Consider the following 16,418-nt stretch of genomic DNA (forward strand, 5'->3'; position numbering starts at 1 on the left):
CTGTAGGCGAGCGGCGGTCGACGATCCGTGTCCGCCCCCGCCCGTAGGCTTGACCTTATGCGTCTGGCCACCTGGAACATCAACTCGATCCGCACGCGCGTGAGCCGCGCCGTCGACTTCGTGGTGCGCGAAGACATCGATGTGCTCGCGCTCCAGGAGATCAAGTGCAAGCCCGAGCAGTTCCCGTACGGGCCGTTCGAGGACGCCGGCTACCACGTCGAGGCGCACGGCCTGAACCAGTGGAACGGCGTCGCGATCATCAGCCGCGAGCCGATCACCGACGTCGAGACGCACTTCGCCGGGATGCCCGGCTTCGCGAAGGGCCACGAGGGGCCGGATGCTCCGCTCGAGGCCCGCGCCCTCGGTGCGACCGTCGGCGGCGTGCGGGTGTGGAGCCTGTACGTGCCCAACGGCCGCGCGCTCGGCGACCCGCACCTGGCCTACAAGCTGCACTGGCTGGACGCGCTGCGCGAGGCGACCGCCGCCGACATCGCGGCGAACCCCGACCGCCCCCTCGCCCTGGTCGGCGACTTCAACATCATCCCGTTCGATGCGGACAACGGCGACCCCGACATCGTCGTCGGCCGCTCCACGCACGTCTCGCCGGAGGAGCGCGCCGCGTTCTTCGCGCTCGAGTCGGCCGGCGTCACCGATGTCGTGCGCCCGCTCATCCCCGAGGGCTTCACCTACTGGGACTACCAGCGCCTGAAGTTCCCGCGCAACGAGGGCATCCGCATCGACTTCGTCCTCGGTTCCAAGCCGTTCGCCGATGCCGTGACCGGTGCGACCATCCACCGCAACGAGCGCAAGGGCGAGCAGCCCAGCGATCACGTTCCGGTGGTCGTCGACCTCGACCTCGGCGGCGCAGAGGACGACGACGACCTGCCGATGATCTTCGCCTGACCCTTCGTCAGGCTCAGCCCTTCGACAGACCCAGGGACCGATGTTCAGACTGATCGCGACCGACCTCGACGGCACGCTGCTGAACGAGCAGAGCACCGTCTCCGCACGCACGCGGGCCGCCCTGGATGCCGCTCGAGCCGCCGGCATCCGCACGGTGCCGGTGACCGCACGCCAGCCGATCGGCCTGCGGATGATCGCGTCAGGCGCCGGCTTCGACGACTGGGCGCTGTGCGGCAACGGCGCCTACGGCGTGCACCTGACCACCGGCGAGCACCTGTTCGCCGAGGAGATCCCGGCGCCGGTGCAGCAGCAGCTGGCCGAGGCGCTCGGAGCGGTCATCCCCGACCTCGTCTACGCGAGCGTGCGCGACGCCGGCGAGGCCTTCGTCGCGCAGCACGGCTATGCCGAGCTCGCCGACCTCAGCGATCACAAGCGCGACCCCGCGACGATGGGCGGCGTGCCGCTCGAGTCCGTGCTCGGCGAGCCGAGCCTGAAGCTCGTGATCCGGCATCCGTCTGTGCCGATCCCGGAGATCTTCGCCGCCCTGCAGGCCCTCGGGCTGACCGGGTTCGAGGCGACGCTGTCGGGAGCGCCGTTCGTCGAGGTGATGGCCGAGGGCGTCACCAAGGCGACCGGCGTCGCGCAGTTGTGCACGCACCTGGGCATCGACCGCTCGGAGGTGATCGCCTTCGGCGACGCCCTGAACGACCTCGAGCTGCTGCGCTGGGCCGGCCGCGGCGTCGCGATGGCGAACGCCGAGCCGGCCGTGCGCGATGCCGCCGACGAGCACGCGCCGTCGAATGTCGACGACGGCGTCGCCGTCGTGATCGAGCGGATGCTGGCGGGCTGAGCTACTCCCCCATCGTGCCCGTGCGCACCTCACCCGAATCCGGTGCGTAGCGCAGCAGCAGCACCCCGCCGTCACCGGATTCGGCGCTCAGCAGCTGCATGTTCCCGGGCGCCGCACCGTCGGGGAACACCTTCTTGCCCTGCCCGAGCACGACCGGGTACACCCACAGCTGCAGCTCGTCGTAGAGCTTCTCGGCGAGCAGGGTCTGCACGAAATCGATGCTGCCGATCACGTGCACGTCCCGGTGCTTCTCGCGCATCGCGGCGATCTCGGCCCGCAGGTCGTCACCGACCCTCGTCGACCCCTGCCAGTCCAGCTCGATCCCGGCATCCCGCGAGGCGACGTACTTGGGCACCCGGTCGAACAGCTGCCCGATGTACCCCTCCGGGCCCGTGGTGTGCTGCGGCCAGTACCCGGCGAAGATGTCGTAGGTGCGCCTGCCGAGCAGCAGCGCGTCGAGGGTCTCGAACCCCTTGTCGACGCTGCGCCCGACGGCCTCGCTCGGCAGCGGCGCCTGCCAGCCGCCGAAGACGAAGCCGTCGGAGGGATCCTCCTCGGGTCCGCCCGGCGCCTGGGCGACGCCGTCGAGCGTGGTGAACAGGTCGATGATGATGCGTCCGGTCATGAGAGAACTCCCATCGGTATCGGTGCGATGTGGAAGGCGGATGCGAACAGCTCCAGCATCCGCTCGTCGCCGCGCACCATGGCGACGAGGTCCTGGGCGACCGCCTCGGCGGCGGTCACCTCCCCCGCGATGAGTCGGCGGATGCCCGGTCCTGCGACGATCACCGCATCCGCCTCGCCGTCGGGGAGCCGGCCGCCGACAGGCGGGGCCGGCGGCGCGAGCTGGGCCACGATGAGCTCGCCCCCGGAGACCTGCGCGCGCAGCGCGACGTCTCCGACGTGCAGCTCGACGTCGAGGTCGTCCGCCCCGTCCTGGAACGACGTCCGCAACGCCATGGTGAGCGAGTCGGCGGTGACCACGTCACCCTCGTCCGGATCGCCCATCGCCTGGAACCCCCATCGGCCGAGGGCGAGCATGATCGGCTCGAGCGCCTTTCCGTACGGCGTCAGCTCGTAGACCAGCCCGCAGTTCAGCAACGGCACGCGCCGCACCACCCCACCCTCCTGCAGCTCCTTCAGCCGGGTGGACAGGATGTTGGTGGGGATGCGCGGCAATCCCTGCTTCAAGTCGGTGTAGCGCCGAGGGCCGACGAGCAGATCGCGGATGATGAGCATCGCCCACCGCTCCCCCACCAGCTCGACGGCCGTCGTGACTCCGCAGTACTGGCCGTAGCTGCGCGCCGCCATCTCAGGCCGATGCGTCCGCCTGCGAGGCCAGATACGCGTCGGGCCCCACCTCGACGGCGGCGGGCTCCATGAACAGGAACCCGAGGGAGTTGCCGTCGGGGTCGTCGAGGTCGCGGGAGTACATGAAGCCGTAGTCCTGGGCGGGCTTGGGCTCGACGCCGCCGGCGGCGAGGCCCTTGGCGAGGACGACGTCGACCTCCTCGCGGGAGTCCATCGAGAACGCGGTCGAGACCTGCAGGGTCTCATTCGGGTCGGCGATCGGCTTGTCGGTGAAGGTCGCGAAGTGCTCGCGGGTGATCACCATGAAGTAGATGTCGTCGCTCCACACGATGCAGGCGGCGTTCTCGTCGGTGAACTCGGGGCTGATGTCGCACCCCAGCGCCGTGTAGAACGCCTTGGCACGCTCGAGGTCGGCGGTGGGCAGGTTGACGAAGACCTTGGTCATGATGACTCCTCTGTCAGTGATGATGCATCAAGCTTGCAAAAAACAACCACGCTTGTCAATAGCAAGTGTCACCTCCGGCGCAGACCCACCGCCGCGAACACACCGGCGCCGGCGGTCAGGCCCGCGACGACGGCCAGACCCACGCCCGGCACGGATGCCGCACCCACCGCTCCGGCGACGAGCGGTCCGCCGGCATCCCCGAGCTCGCGGCCGAGCTCGGCACTGCCCATCGTGCGGCCCATCCGGTCGGCAGGAGTCGATGCGGCCAGATACGAGAAGGCGACCGGCGTCGCCATCCCGACGCCGGCGCCGACGAGAAGAGCGGATGCCACCAGTCCGGCGATCGCGAACCACGAGACGGATGCCGCGAACGCGGCCGCCGCGGCGAGCGCGACGCCCACCGCGATCAGCGCCAGCCCTCCCGCGGCGCCGGCGCGCACCGGCATCCGCCCTCTGTCGTGCCAGGCGCCGACGAGCGGCTGCGCGACGCTCGAGCACACGGCGAGCACGGTGACCAGCGCCATGCTTCCGATCGTGCCGATGCCGAGCTGCCGCCCGAGCAGCGGGAGGAAGCCGACCGCGACGGCGAGCGCACCGGTCGACGCGGCCAGCACGAGGGTCGGCAGCAGGAACCCCGGGGCGGTGAGTTCGCGGCCGAGGTCGGCGAGGGTCACCCGCCTGCGCGGCAGCACCGGCACCGACGGAACGGCGAGCAGCACCCATCCGGCGGCCGCGAGCCCCAGCGCGGCGAGGGCCCAGAACAGGGCCGGCAGCCCAGACCAGGCGACCAGCACCGCGCCGATCAGCGGTCCGAGCGCGTAGCCGAGGCTCTTCCACGAGCCGTACCGGCCGAAGTACCTTCCCCTCGACGAGTCGTCCGTCAGGCGCGCGACCGCCGACGACGACGCGGGCGAGAACGCGGATGCCGCGGCCCCCTGCCCGAACCGCGCCACGATCAGTCCGACCGTGCCGGGGAGCAGCGCGCCCACCACCGAGAACGCGGCGAAGGCGAGCAGCCCGCCGACGATCACCGGTCGCACGCCGATCCGGTCGCTGAGTGCGCCGAAGACCGGCTTCAGCAGCACCTCGGCGAGGTCGTACAGCGCGAGCGTCAGCCCGAACGCCAGCAGCGTCCAGCCGATGTCCCCGGTCTCGGCGCCGAGCGCCGCCGCGATGCCGTGCGCCCCGAAGGCGGTGGTGAAGCCGGCGAGATACAGGGGCGCGAGCCGCGGTCTGGTCACGCTCGATTCTCGCACCGGCATCCGCCTCGCGGGGGATGCTGCACGACCGGCATCCCCCCTAGCGTGGGAACCATGTCGTTCACCCGAACCCCCTCAGAGCGCAACCGGCGCGGCGACCTGCTGCTCGCCGGCGTGCTGTTCGTCGGCGGAATCCTCAGCGCCGCGCTGAGCTCCATCGCCGGGATCTACGGCGACGCGCAGGCCGATCTCTGGACTGCGCTCCCGTACGTCGTGATCGTCACCGCTCCGCTCGCCCTGCGCCGCCGGTATCCGGCCACCGTCGCGATCGTCGTCTCGGTCGCGTACTTCGTCGCCGTCACGCTGCGCATCCCCGAGATGTACGTCGGCAACATCGCCATGTTCATCGCGCTCTACACGGTCGGCGCGTGGATGAACGATCGGCGCGGCGCCGTGTACGTGCGCGTGGGCATCATCCTCGGCATGTTCGTCTGGCTGATCATCGTGATGTACCGCGACGCCATCCAGGAGGCCGAGAAGGCGGATGTCGCGGCCGGCCTGTTCTCGCCCTACGTGGCGATGATGATGCTGAACCTGCTCGTGAACGTGCTCTACTTCGGCGGGGCGTACTACTTCGGCGAGCGGTCCTGGCTGGCCGCGCAGGAGCGCGACACCCTCGCCCGCCGCACCGCGGAGCTCGAGGCCGAGCGGGAGGTCTCCGCCGCGCAGGCCGTCGCGCTGGACAGGGTGCGGATCGCCCGCGAGCTGCACGACGTCGTCGCGCACCACGTCTCCGTGATGGGCGTGCAGGCGGGGGCCGCCCGGCTGCTGGTCGACCAGGACCCCGAACAGGCGAAGCGGATTCTCGGAGGAATCGAAGAGGCGTCCCGGGCCGCGATCGGCGACTTCCGGCAGCTGCTGGAGACCCTGCGCGCCCCCGGCGGCGAGACCGACGACCCCGCGTCCACCCACACGCTGGACGACATCGCGCAGCTCGCCTCGTCGTCGACGGATGCCGGGCTCCCGACCGCGTACACGGTCATCGGCGACCCCGTCGACGTGCCCGACGTGGTGTCCGTGAATCTGTACCGGATCGCCCAGGAGGCGCTCACGAACGCACGACGGCACGCCGGCGTCGGCGCGACGGCCGACGTGCGCGTGCGGTACGAACCGGATGCCGTGGAGCTGGAGGTCGTCAACACCGGACGCACGATCACCGCCCTGCGCCCGGGTCTCGGCCAGCTCGGCATGCGCGAGCGCGCGCACGCCTCGGGCGGCACGATCGAGCTCGCCCCTCGCCCGCAGGGCGGATTCCGGGTACGGGCGAACGTGCCGCTGCGAGTGCTGGAGGGGACGCGATGATCCGGGTGCTCCTGGTCGACGACCACGCCATGCTGCGTGCGGGGTTCCGCACGATCCTCGGCACGCAGCCCGACATCGAGGTCGTGGGAGAGGCGTCTACCGGCGCCGAGGCCGTCACCGCGGCATCCGCTCTGCAGCCCGACGTGATCACGATGGACGTGCAGATGCCCGACATGGACGGCCTCGAAGCGACGCGCCGCATCGTCGCCGATCCGGCCGTGGCATCCGCCGTCGTGATCGTGACGACCTTCGATCGCGACGACTACCTCTTCGACGCGCTGGATGCCGGCGCGAGCGGATTCCTGCTGAAGAACGCCGGTCCCGAGGAGCTGCTCACCGCCGTGCGCGCGCTCGCCGCCGGCGACGGAATGCTCGCGCCCGAGGTGACCCGACGCGTGCTGACCCGGTTCTCGCACGCCCCGACAGGCTCCGCCACCCCGGCAGGGCCGGGCCCTGTGCGCGTGGTGGACACCCGCGTCCTCGCCGAGCCGCTCACCGAGCGCGAGGCCGAGGTGCTGGCCCTGATGGCGGATGCCCGCAGCAACGGCGAGATCGCGACGGCGCTGTACATCGGTGAGGCGACCGTGAAGACGCACGTGTCGCGCATCCTGCAGAAGCTCGGCGCCCGCGATCGCGTGCAGGCCGTCGTGCTCGCGCACCGGCACGGGCTGACGTAAGGCAGAGTCTCGATTCCCTTACTCTTGACCATTGCCCTTTCCGGGTTCATGCTTGAAAGACAGGAAGGAGCAGTCATGCCCAGCGCCACCATGACAAGCAAAGGCCAGTTCACGATGCCGAAGGAGATCCGGGATGATCTCCGCCTGGTCGCGGGATCCAAGGTGATGTTCGTCAAACTGCCCAGCGGCGAGTACGCGCTGTCGCCACGAACCGGCACAGTCGACGATTTCCTCGGAATGCTGCACGACCCGAATCGGCCCACGATGACGATCGAAGAGATGAATGAGGCCATCGCCGAGGGTGGGGCGGCCAGCGGCATGCGCGGAATCGAGACCCGGAGCTCCGAGTGAATGCCAACGAGCTCGAGCTCATCGGCATCGACACCAACGTGATCCTGCGCGCAGTCTTGCGCGATGACCCCCGGCAGTCAGCGGCCGCCGATGAGTTCTTCCGCGGGCTCGGTCCGAACCGCCGAGGATTCATCACGCAGCTCACGCTCGCGGAGGTCTACTGGGTGCTGTCGCGCACGGCGAGCCTGTCACGCGAGGAGAGCCTCGAGGTGATCCGACGGCTCATGCGCACCGAGGTCCTCGAATTCGACGACGGCGAATCGGTCGTCGAAGCGCTGCAGCTCGCCGCCGAGGGCGCAGATTTCGCCGACGCACTCATCAACGCGACGATGCGGATGTTCGGGACGACCGACACGTTCACATTCGACCGGGGCGCATCCCGTCGCCTCGGCTGGCGCCTGCTCGACGCCTGACCCGGCGCCGTTCCCCCGGCAGGCGGATGCCGCAGTATCCGCCGCGCGGGGGATGCCCGGCGGCAGCCGCCGTCAATAGCGTTGAGGCATGCGAACAGGAACGCTCCATCTCGAGGGCATCACCAAGAGCTACGGCTCGCGGCGCGTGCTCGACGACATCGGCTTCGACGTCGCCCCCGGGCGGCTCACCGGCTTCGTCGGCGGCAACGGCGCGGGGAAGACCACCACGATGCGCATCATCCTCGGTGTGCTCGCCCCGGACGGCGGCACCGTATCGCTGGGAGGAGCGCCCGTCTCGACCGCCGACCGGCGCGGTTTCGGTTACATGCCCGAGGAGCGCGGGCTGTACCCCAAGATGAAGGTGCTCGAGCAGGTCGTCTACCTCGCCCGGCTGCACGGCTTCGACAAGGCGGATGCCACGGCCCGCGCCACCGCGCTGCTGACCGAGCTCGGCCTGGGAGAGCGCCTGAACGATCTCATCGAGTCGCTCTCGCTGGGCAATCAGCAGCGCGCTCAGATCGCCGCCGCCCTCGTGCACGATCCCGAGGTGCTCATCCTCGACGAGCCGTTCTCGGGTCTGGACCCGCTCGCGGTCGACGTCGTCGCCGGAGTCCTGCAGGCGCGCGCGGCGCAGGGCGCCGCCATCCTGTTCTCCTCCCACCAGCTCGATGTGGTCGAGCGGCTCTGCGACGACCTCGTCATCATCGCGGGCGGCACCATCCGCGCGGCCGGCTCCCGCGACGCTCTGCGCGCCGCGCACTCCGCGCCGCGCTACGAGCTCGCCACCTCGGCGGATGCCGGATGGCTGCGCGCCGAGCCCGGCGTCACCGTCGTCGACTTCGAGGGCGGCGACGCCGTGTTCGACGTCGACAGCGCGGAGACCGCACAGCGCGTACTGCGCACCGCCGTCGAGCGCGGTGCGGTCACGAGCTTCACGCCGCAGCATCCGTCTCTCGCCCAGATCTTCAAGGAGGTCATCTCATGAGCACCCCCGCACCGGCATCCACGACATCCGCCGTCTGGCTCGTCGCCGAGCGCGAGATCTCGTCGAAGCTGCGCAGCAAGGCGTTCATGATCTCGACCGGCATCCTGCTGCTGATCGCGCTCGCGGGCGTGCTGATCGGCGGATTCGCGAGCAAGTCGCCCACTCCCGACGAGATCGCCGTGACTTCGCAGACCTCGGCCGTCGTCTCCGCCCTGCCGAACGTGAAGGTCGTCGAGGTGGCGGATCGCGCCGAGGCCGAGAAGCTGGTGAAGGCCGACGAGGTCAAGGCCGCGGTCGTGCCCGGTGAGGACGACGGCTTCGGCTTCGTGGTGCTGGCCAGGCAGGACGCCCCGCAGTCGCTCGTCGGCGCGCTGTCGAAGTCCCCGCAGGTCGTGATCCTGGAACCGGCCGGGACCAACCCCCTGATCCGCTACCTGGTGGCGATCGGGTTCGGCGTGATCTTCCTGATGGCGGCGTCCACGTTCGGCGGCACGATCGCGCAGAGCGTGGTGGAGGAGAAGTCCACCCGTGTCGTGGAGCTGCTGATCTCGGCCATCCCGACCCGCGCGCTGCTTGCCGGCAAGGTGATCGGCAATACCGTGCTCGCCATGGCGCAGATCCTGCTGCTCGCGGCGATCGCCGTCGTCGGGCTGATCATCACCGGGCAGAACGAGGTGCTCGGCGGCATCGGCGCGCCGATCCTGTGGTTCGCGGTGTTCTTCCTGTTCGGGTTCGTCCTGCTGGCCTCGCTCTACGCCGCTGCAGCCTCGATGGTCTCGCGACAGGAGGACATCGGCTCGACGACCATGCCGCTGATCATGCTGGTGATGGCGCCGTACTTCCTGGTGATCTTCTTCAACGACAACCCCGTGGTGATGACGGTCCTGTCCTACGTGCCGTTCTCGGCCCCGGTGGCGATGCCGGTGCGGCTGTTCGTCGGCGAGGCGCAGTGGTGGGAGCCGCTGCTCTCGCTCGTGATCCTGATCGCGACGTGCATCGCCGCGATCCTCGTCGCCGCGAAGATCTATGAGAACTCGCTGCTGCGGATGGGGGCACGCGTGAAGCTCGGGGAGGCCCTTCGGGGCTGATCCGGGCGACCGGAGGACGGATGCCCCGGAGCGCTGCTCCGGGGCATCCGCATGTCCAGCTCGGAATATCCATTCAGCCGCATGGGTTACAGTGTGCTGAGCGCGGACAAGGGGGTACCGCGGAGATCGCCACCCCGAAGGACCCCGATGACCACCGCCACCGCCGACCGCACCGCACCCACCGAGCACCCCGTCCTCGACGTGCTCGCCGATCGCTGGAGCCCCCGCGCCTTCGACGCCACCGCCCCGATCGACGAGGGCAAGCTGGCGTCGGCGCTCGAGGCGGCCCGCTGGACGCCGTCCGCCAACAACACCCAGCCCTGGCGCTTCATCGTCGCGCGCCGCGGCACGGCGCTGCACGAGCAGATCCACGCCGCCTTGATGGGGTTCAACCAGGCATGGGCCGGCAACGCCGCAGTGCTGCTCGTCGCCGTCGCCGAGACCGCCGACGCGCAGGGCACCCCGATCCCCCACGCGGTCTACGACCTCGGTCAGGCCGTCGCGCACCTCTCGGTGCAGGCCCACCACGACGGTCTCGTCGTGCACCAGATGAGCGGCTTCGTCGCCGAGCAGATCCGCGAGTTCGCGGACCTCGAGGAGCGCTTCGCGCCCACCACCGTGATCGCCCTCGGCGAGTTCGGCGACGTGAGCGCGCTGCCCGAGCCGCTGCAGGAGCGCGAGGTCGCCCCGCGCGTGCGTCGCCCGCTCGACGAGACGGTGCTGCTCAGCGCCTGACCCCTGTGCACCCCGGATGCCGCGGCCGTGATCGGTCGCGGCATCCGTCGTCTGTGCTGCGACGCCTCAGAGTTCGACCGGGGGCGACGGTTCGTCCTCGGCGACCTCGGGGTGCCGCACGAGGTTGACGATCGCCCCGACCAGGCCGCCCCAGATCGTCAGCGTGGCGATGATCATCATCACGACGGCGGTGGGGGTCATGCTCCCGCTCCCTTCTCCGCCGTCGTGCTCACCGCGACGGCGCCGGTCTCGGCGTCGGGTTCATACTGCTCCTCGGCGAGGAACCTGTCGTACTCGGGGTCGAGCTTCGCACGCGACCTGCCCTTCCATGGCAGCGCGGAGAGCAGCAGCGCCACCACGACGAGGCCGAGCACCATGCCCCAGCCGAACACCCAGAGGAACCACGCCGGATAACCGCCGTACGGCTCGGCGGTCTTGGCGATGATCTCGTTGACCAGCAGGTAGCCGAGCACGACCGGCGCGAGCACGCCCACGAGCAGGATCCACACCCGCCCGACCCGGAAGCTCGAGCGCCGGTTGAGGTGCTCCGCCAGCATGGGCAGGCGGCGCAGCAGCCAGGCGACCACGACGACGGCGACGAGCGCGACCGCCATGATCCCGAACGAGTTGACGAAGGCGTCCGCGACATCGAGCACCGCCAGAGCGGTGGTCGTCGAGAACAGCGCGATCGAGATCAGCGCGAGCGGGACGGTGACGGCGATCGTGGTGCGCACCCTGCCCCAGCCGAGCTTGTCCTGCAGTGCCGCCACGATCACCTCGAGCACCGAGATCAGCGACGTGACACCCGCGAACACCAGCGCGCCGAAGAACAGCACGCCGATGATCGATCCGCCTGTCGCCTGCGAGACGATCGTCGGGAAAGCGATGAAGGCCAGGCCGATACCGGAGGAGGCGACCTCCGAGACGGCTGAACCCTGCGCGGCCGCCATGAAGCCCAGCGCCGCGAACACGCCGATGCCCGCCAGGATCTCGAACGCGGAATTGGCGAAACCGACGACGAGGCCGGAGCCGGTGAGGTCGGTCCTGCGCTTGAGGTACGACGAGTAGGTCACCATGATGCCGAAGGCGACCGACAGCGAGAAGAAGATGTGTCCGTAGGCGGAGGCCCACACACCCGGGTCGGCGAGCGCCGCCCAGTCGGGTGTGAAGAAGCTGTTGAGCCCCTCCATCGCGCCGGGCAGGAACAGCGACTGCACGACGAGCACGATGAACATCACGGTCAGCAGCGGCATCAGGATCGTGTTCGCCCTGCCGATGCCGCGCTTCACACCGAGCGCCATGATCACGACGACCACCGCCCAGACCACGAGCAGCGGAATGCCGACCTGCGGCACGAAGACGGTGGAGACCCCGTCCTTCGCGACGTCGCCCATCTGCAGGAACTCGGTGAAGAAGAAGTCGTTCTCGTTGCCCGCTCCCCAGGAGAGCTGCGCGGAGAACCAGGTGTACATCGCGGCCCAGGCGATGATCACCGCGTAGTAGACGGAGATGATGACGCAGATGAGCACCTGCCACCATCCGAGCGGCTCGGCCGCCCGGTGCATCCGCCGGAACGCGAGCGGCGCCGACCCGCGGAACCTGTGTCCGATCGCGTAGTCGAAGAAGAGCAGCGGGATGCCGGCCGTCAGCAGCGCGCACAGATAGGGGATGAGGAACGCCCCGCCGCCGCCCTCGTAGGCGACGTACGGGAAGCGCCAGATGTTGCCCAGGCCGACGGCGGAGCCGATGGCGGAGAGGATGAACACGTTCCGGGATGCGAAGGCTTCCCTCTTCGGAGCGTCGGTGATTGCGTTCGCCATGTGCGGGACACTACCCGATGCGATCCGCCGGAGACATGGTCGCGACGACGCGGACTCGAGCATCCGCACTCGCCGACGAGCATCCGGCCGCCTATCGTGAAGGCATGTCCAGGGACACCACGCTGCTCATCCTCGGCGCCTCCGGCGATCTCACCTCGCGCCTGCTGCTGCCCGCCATCGGCCAACTGCTGCGCCGTGAGCCCGCCCGCAGGCTCGCGCTGCACGGCGCCGGATCGGACGACTGGAGCGCACAGCGCTGGCAGGAGGCGGTGCAGACCGCGTTCACGTCGGCGGATGCCGCGACCCAGCTCGATCGGGTCGCCGGCACCACGTACACGAAGGCCGATGTCACCGATCGCGACGCCCTCGCGGGACTGGTCGAGGGCGTCGAAGGGCCGCTGGTCATCTACTTCGCGCTGCCGCCGGCGGTCGCCGTCGCAGCATGCCAGGTGCTGCGCGACGTGAAGCTGCCGGAGAACACCGTGCTGGCGCTGGAGAAGCCGTTCGGCAGCGACCAGAAGAGCGCCCGCGAGCTGAACGACCTGCTGCAGCAGCTGGTGCCGGAGAAGCGCATCTTCCGGGTGGACCACTTCCTCGGGCGTTCGACGCTCCTGAACGTGATCGGCGTACGGTTCGCGAACCGTCTGGTCGAGCCGGTCTGGTCCGCCGATCACGTGCAGTCCGTGCTGATCCGCTACGACGAGTCGCTGGCGCTGGAGAACAGGGCCCGGTACTACGACCGGGCCGGCGCGATGATCGACATGATCCAGAGCCACCTGCTGCAGGTGCTGGCGATCCTGGCGATGGAGCAGCCCGCCGACCTCGACGAGATCGACCTGCGCGACGCGATGGCCGCAGCGCTGCGCGCCACGGTGATCTGGGACGACAACCCGGTGCGTTCGTCACGCCGGGGCCGGTACACCGCCGGCACCATCGGCGACAAGGAGCACCGCCGTGACGTTCCGTCTTATGTCGACGAGGACGGCGTGGACCCCGATCTCGGCACCGAGACCCTCGCCGAGATCACCTGCGAGGTGCGCACGGCGCGCTGGGCAGGAGTGCCGTTCACGCTGCGCAGCGGCAAGGCGCTGGCCGACCGCCACGCCGAGATCGTCGTGACGTTCCGCCCGGTGCGGCACATCCCCGAAGGGCTGACCGGCAGGCCGGACGACGGCGGCGTGCTCCGCTTCGTGCTCGGCCCCGATCGGATCGACCTCGAGCTCAACGTGAACGGCGGCGACGACCCGTTCGCACTGCGCCGCGATGTGCTGTCCACCAAGCTCGGCAAGGGCACGCTCCTGGCATATACAGAGGTCATCAGCGACATCCTCGACGGCGACGTCGCACTGTCGGTGCGGGCGGATGCCGCGGAGCAGTGCTGGCGCATCATCCAGCCGGTGCGGGATGCCTGGAACCGCGGTGACGTCCCGATCGAGGACTACCCCGCCGGGTCGACGGGCCCGAAGGGCTGGGCGACGTCCGCCTGACCCCCGCACCCTGAGCGAGCGCAGAGGGACGCAGGGACGAAGGCCGTCCTTCGTCTCGTCGCTGACGCTCCTCGCTCAGGAGCCGGTGCCGGAGCCGGACGCGGACCGGCTGAACAGTGCGACGATCTCCTCGTCGCGCACGTCGTCGAGTGCCGCGTCGAGCCGGCCGTCGGCGGCGAACCGGCTGACACCGTGCAGGGTGCTCCAGAGCAGCTCGGCGCGCACCGCGCGCTCGCGGGGCGTCTCACCGCCGACGGCGCGCTCGAACATCGCGAACCCCTGGCGCAGGAGCTCCGGCGTCTCGTCGGATGCGAACACGACACCCGTGCGCGCCGTGGTCATCACGTAGTAGACGGCGGGGTTCTCCCGCGCGAACGCGAGGTAGGCGGCGACGAGAGCCGCCAGTCCTTCGCCGTCGGCGCTGATCGCCGCGAGGAGCTCGGCGTAGCCGTCGATGACGACGCGCTCGACGATCTCGTCCCTCCCGCGCGGGAAGTGCCGGTACAGGATCGGCTGACTGAATCCGATCGCGTCGGCCAGGCGACGCACGGTGACGGCGGACCAACCCTCCTGCTCGGCGATCTCGCGCGCCGCGCGGACGATCTGCCGCTCACGGTCGCGGATCCGCTCGATGTCTTGCGCTGCTCGGGGCATGCAGTTACATTAGCATCGCTAACACTTAGCGTTGCTAACATCTAGACCACGGAGGAATCATGACCGTCATCATCGCCGCCACCGGAGCACTCGCCATCCTCGGCCTCGCCGTCATCTTCGGCGCCGACGTCGTCGGCCTTCTGGTCCAGCGCTCCGTCTACGCAGACCTCGACGACCGCACCCTGGTGCAGGCGGTCGGCCGCGGCCATTACTACGCCGACCGCCGGATGCCCGCCGTCGGCATCCCCGCCACGGTCCTCACCGCGGTCACGGCCGCAGCCGCCTTCCTGTGGGGCACCACCCTCTCCGGCATCCTCTCGGCGGCGGCCCTGGTCCTGCTGGTCACCTGGCTGCTCGTTTACGCGCGCCTCGCGAAGCCGATCAACACCACGCTGACCGCCGCCGCCCTCGCGGGCGAGGTGCCCGCCGACGCCCGCGCCTTGCAGGCGCGCTGGGAGTCGCTGCTCCCGCTGCGGGTCGTGTTGAACGGCGTCACCATCGCCCTGCTGGCGGCGACGCTGGCGCTGATCTGAGCGTCCGCGGCGAGATGACGCACGAGACCCCGAGCTCCGCACGAGACCCACGTCAGGAACGGGGGTCTCGTGCAGAACCCGGGGTCTCACCGAGATCTCGCGGAGCCGTCAGTGCTCGGGCCGGTCCAGCGCCACCTCGTTGCCGTCACGGTCGACGATCTTGCCGTCCACGATGGAGTCGCCGTCCTCGAACGCCTCCAGGTACGCCACCGGGATGCTGCGCGTCGGCGCGGCCACGAAGCTGTTGGCGCCCTTCGACGCCCGGGCTCCGAGGTGGTTGAACAGCAGGTTCAGCAGGATCGCGGTGACGGCGGCGGAGCTGATGCCGGAGTGGAAGATGGTCACGAACCAGGCCGGCATCTGGTGGTAGATCGACGGGATGGCGATCGGGAGCATGCCGACCGCGAGCGAGGTCGCCACGATGACGAGGTTCATGTTGCCCTTGTACTCGACCTTGGCGAGGGTGCGGATGCCGGATGCCGCCACCGAGCCGAACAGCACGAGGCCCGCGCCCCCGAGGACCGGCGACGGGATCGCTCCGACGACGCGGCCCAGCACCGGCAGCAGACCGAGCACGACGAGCACGATACCGCCGGCGGTCACCACGAAGCGGCTCTTCACGCCGGTGATCGCGACCAGGCCGACGTTCTGCGCGAACGCGGACTGGGTGAAGGTGCCGAAGACCGGCGAGACGGCGCTGGAGAGCATGTCGGCGCGCAGGCCCGCGGCGATGCGCTTCGAGTCGACCTTGGTGCCCACGATCTCGCTCACCGCGAGGATGTCGGCGGTGGTCTCGGTCAGCGTGACGAGGATCACGATGAACATCGAGATGATCGCGGCCAGTTCGAACGTCGGCAGGCCGAATCCGAAGACCGACGGGAAGGCGAAGACCGGGCCCTCGCCGACAGCGCTGAAGTCGGCCTTGCCCATGAACACGGCCACGATCGTGCCGAGCACGATCGAGAGCAGGATCGCGAGCCGCGAGATCGCCCCGACCGGGACCTTGCTGAGCACCAGCACGATGACGAGGGTGATGCCGGCGAGCAGCAGGTTCTCGGCCGTGGCGCCCTCGGCGGCGTCGTTGCCCGGACCGACGATCCAGCCGGCCGCCACGGGCAGCAGGCTCAGACCGATCGTGGTGATCACGGTGCCCGTCACCACGGGCGGGAAGAAGCGGATGACGGTCGCGAACACCGGCGCGATCAGCAGACCGATCACGGATGCCGCGATGACCGACCCGAACACCGCGGGAAGCCCTCCGCCGCTCGTGACGATCGCACCCATGGTCGCGACACCGGCGAACGAGACGCCCTGCACGAGCGGCAGCTGCGAGCCGAAGAACGGGATGCCCACGGTCTGCAGGATCGTGGCGAGACCGCCCATGAAGAGGCACGCGGCGATCAGCACGCCGATCTCGCCCTGGTTCAGGCCCGCGATCTGCCCGATGATCAGCGGCGGGGCGATGATCCCCCCGTACATCGTGAGCACGTGCTGTATGCCGTAGCCGATGGTGGGTCCGAGTGGGAGACGCTCGTCCTCGGGACGGGTGGGTGCGTTGTTCTTCTTGCTCATGTCGACCTCTTCGTCGTTGCGGGGTTTCGGATG

Annotated in this window: 19 protein-coding genes; 11 read left to right on the plus strand and 8 right to left on the minus strand. The window is 69.8% G+C overall.

Annotated elements, in window-relative coordinates; translation table 11 throughout:
• Window positions 1-57: 57 nt before the first annotated feature.
• Together DY023_RS16715 and DY023_RS16720 are read left to right on the plus strand one after the other, a co-directional pair.
• Window positions 58-903: an exodeoxyribonuclease III gene (locus tag DY023_RS16715; protein ID WP_116243476.1), complete on the plus strand. Its 846-nt coding sequence runs from the start codon at window positions 58-60 to the stop codon at window positions 901-903.
• Window positions 904-943: 40 nt separating this feature from the next.
• Window positions 944-1,753 (plus strand): Cof-type HAD-IIB family hydrolase, encoded by an 810-nt coding sequence (locus tag DY023_RS16720; protein ID WP_116243477.1) that lies wholly within the window; start codon window positions 944-946, stop codon window positions 1,751-1,753.
• A gap of 1 nt (window position 1,754) precedes the next feature.
• On the opposite strand, the gene DY023_RS16725 is transcribed toward DY023_RS16720, so the two are convergent.
• The 4 genes from DY023_RS16725 to DY023_RS16740 all read right to left on the minus strand — a co-directional run bounded on the left by DY023_RS16725 (window position 1,755) and on the right by DY023_RS16740 (window position 4,750).
• Window positions 1,755-2,378, minus strand: coding sequence for a dihydrofolate reductase family protein (locus tag DY023_RS16725; protein WP_116243478.1), 624 nt, complete (start codon window positions 2,376-2,378; stop codon window positions 1,755-1,757).
• Complete coding sequence (locus DY023_RS16730; protein WP_116243479.1) at window positions 2,375-3,064, minus strand: winged helix-turn-helix transcriptional regulator; 690 nt, start codon at window positions 3,062-3,064, stop codon at window positions 2,375-2,377. The genes DY023_RS16725 and DY023_RS16730 overlap by 4 nt, the downstream gene beginning before the upstream one ends.
• 1 nt (window position 3,065) lies before the next feature.
• Entirely contained in the window at window positions 3,066-3,509 is a 444-nt protein-coding gene (locus DY023_RS16735; RefSeq protein WP_181905885.1) for a VOC family protein, read from the minus strand.
• A gap of 68 nt (window positions 3,510-3,577) precedes the next feature.
• A complete protein-coding gene (locus tag DY023_RS16740) occupies window positions 3,578-4,750 on the minus strand; it encodes an MFS transporter (RefSeq protein WP_342771006.1) in 1,173 nt (390 codons plus the stop codon).
• 72 nt (window positions 4,751-4,822) lie between these two features.
• On the opposite strand from DY023_RS16740, the gene DY023_RS16745 reads away from it, so the two are divergent.
• The 7 genes from DY023_RS16745 to DY023_RS16775 all read left to right on the plus strand — a co-directional run bounded on the left by DY023_RS16745 (window position 4,823) and on the right by DY023_RS16775 (window position 10,319).
• Complete coding sequence (locus DY023_RS16745) at window positions 4,823-6,070, plus strand: sensor histidine kinase (protein ID WP_181905886.1); 1,248 nt, start codon at window positions 4,823-4,825, stop codon at window positions 6,068-6,070.
• Entirely contained in the window at window positions 6,067-6,747 is a 681-nt protein-coding gene (locus DY023_RS16750; protein WP_116243483.1) for a response regulator, read from the plus strand. Before DY023_RS16745 ends, DY023_RS16750 begins: the two co-directional genes overlap by 4 nt.
• Before the next feature lie 75 nt (window positions 6,748-6,822).
• Entirely contained in the window at window positions 6,823-7,098 is a 276-nt protein-coding gene (locus DY023_RS16755) for an AbrB/MazE/SpoVT family DNA-binding domain-containing protein (protein ID WP_245958758.1), read from the plus strand.
• Window positions 7,095-7,511: a type II toxin-antitoxin system VapC family toxin gene (locus DY023_RS16760; RefSeq protein WP_116243484.1), complete on the plus strand. Its 417-nt coding sequence runs from the start codon at window positions 7,095-7,097 to the stop codon at window positions 7,509-7,511. The genes DY023_RS16755 and DY023_RS16760 overlap by 4 nt, the downstream gene beginning before the upstream one ends.
• Window positions 7,512-7,599: 88 nt before the next feature.
• On the plus strand, window positions 7,600-8,496 hold the full coding sequence (locus DY023_RS16765) for an ABC transporter ATP-binding protein (protein WP_116243485.1): 897 nt from the start codon (window positions 7,600-7,602) through the stop codon (window positions 8,494-8,496).
• Window positions 8,493-9,584: an ABC transporter permease gene (locus tag DY023_RS16770; protein WP_116243486.1), complete on the plus strand. Its 1,092-nt coding sequence runs from the start codon at window positions 8,493-8,495 to the stop codon at window positions 9,582-9,584. The genes DY023_RS16765 and DY023_RS16770 overlap by 4 nt, the downstream gene beginning before the upstream one ends.
• Window positions 9,585-9,731: 147 nt before the next feature.
• Window positions 9,732-10,319, plus strand: a complete 588-nt coding sequence (locus DY023_RS16775; RefSeq protein ID WP_116243487.1) for a nitroreductase family protein — start codon at window positions 9,732-9,734, stop codon at window positions 10,317-10,319.
• A gap of 66 nt (window positions 10,320-10,385) precedes the next feature.
• Here DY023_RS16775 and DY023_RS16780 read toward each other — a convergent pair whose 3' ends face one another.
• Complete coding sequence (locus DY023_RS16780; RefSeq protein WP_116243488.1) at window positions 10,386-10,520, minus strand: methionine/alanine import family NSS transporter small subunit; 135 nt, start codon at window positions 10,518-10,520, stop codon at window positions 10,386-10,388.
• Window positions 10,517-12,139, minus strand: coding sequence for a sodium-dependent transporter (locus tag DY023_RS16785; RefSeq protein WP_116243489.1), 1,623 nt, complete (start codon window positions 12,137-12,139; stop codon window positions 10,517-10,519). Before DY023_RS16785 ends, DY023_RS16780 begins: the two co-directional genes overlap by 4 nt.
• A gap of 104 nt (window positions 12,140-12,243) precedes the next feature.
• Here DY023_RS16785 and DY023_RS16790 point away from each other — a divergent pair, with 104 nt between their 5' ends.
• Entirely contained in the window at window positions 12,244-13,626 is a 1,383-nt protein-coding gene (locus DY023_RS16790) for a glucose-6-phosphate dehydrogenase (protein WP_116243676.1), read from the plus strand.
• A gap of 75 nt (window positions 13,627-13,701) precedes the next feature.
• Here the strand turns inward: DY023_RS16790 and DY023_RS16795 are convergent, their stop codons facing one another.
• Window positions 13,702-14,280 (minus strand): TetR/AcrR family transcriptional regulator, encoded by a 579-nt coding sequence (locus DY023_RS16795; RefSeq protein WP_116243490.1) that lies wholly within the window; start codon window positions 14,278-14,280, stop codon window positions 13,702-13,704.
• Window positions 14,281-14,339: 59 nt separating this feature from the next.
• Between DY023_RS16795 and DY023_RS16800 the strand changes: the two genes are divergently transcribed.
• Window positions 14,340-14,813: a DUF1772 domain-containing protein gene (locus DY023_RS16800; protein ID WP_116243491.1), complete on the plus strand. Its 474-nt coding sequence runs from the start codon at window positions 14,340-14,342 to the stop codon at window positions 14,811-14,813.
• 108 nt (window positions 14,814-14,921) lie between these two features.
• Here the strand turns inward: DY023_RS16800 and DY023_RS16805 are convergent, their stop codons facing one another.
• Window positions 14,922-16,385, minus strand: a complete 1,464-nt coding sequence (locus DY023_RS16805; protein ID WP_116243492.1) for a nucleobase:cation symporter-2 family protein — start codon at window positions 16,383-16,385, stop codon at window positions 14,922-14,924.
• Window positions 16,386-16,418 lie beyond the last annotated feature (33 nt).

Source organism: Microbacterium bovistercoris (genome assembly GCF_003387575.1).
GTDB lineage: Bacteria > Actinomycetota > Actinomycetes > Actinomycetales > Microbacteriaceae > Microbacterium > Microbacterium bovistercoris.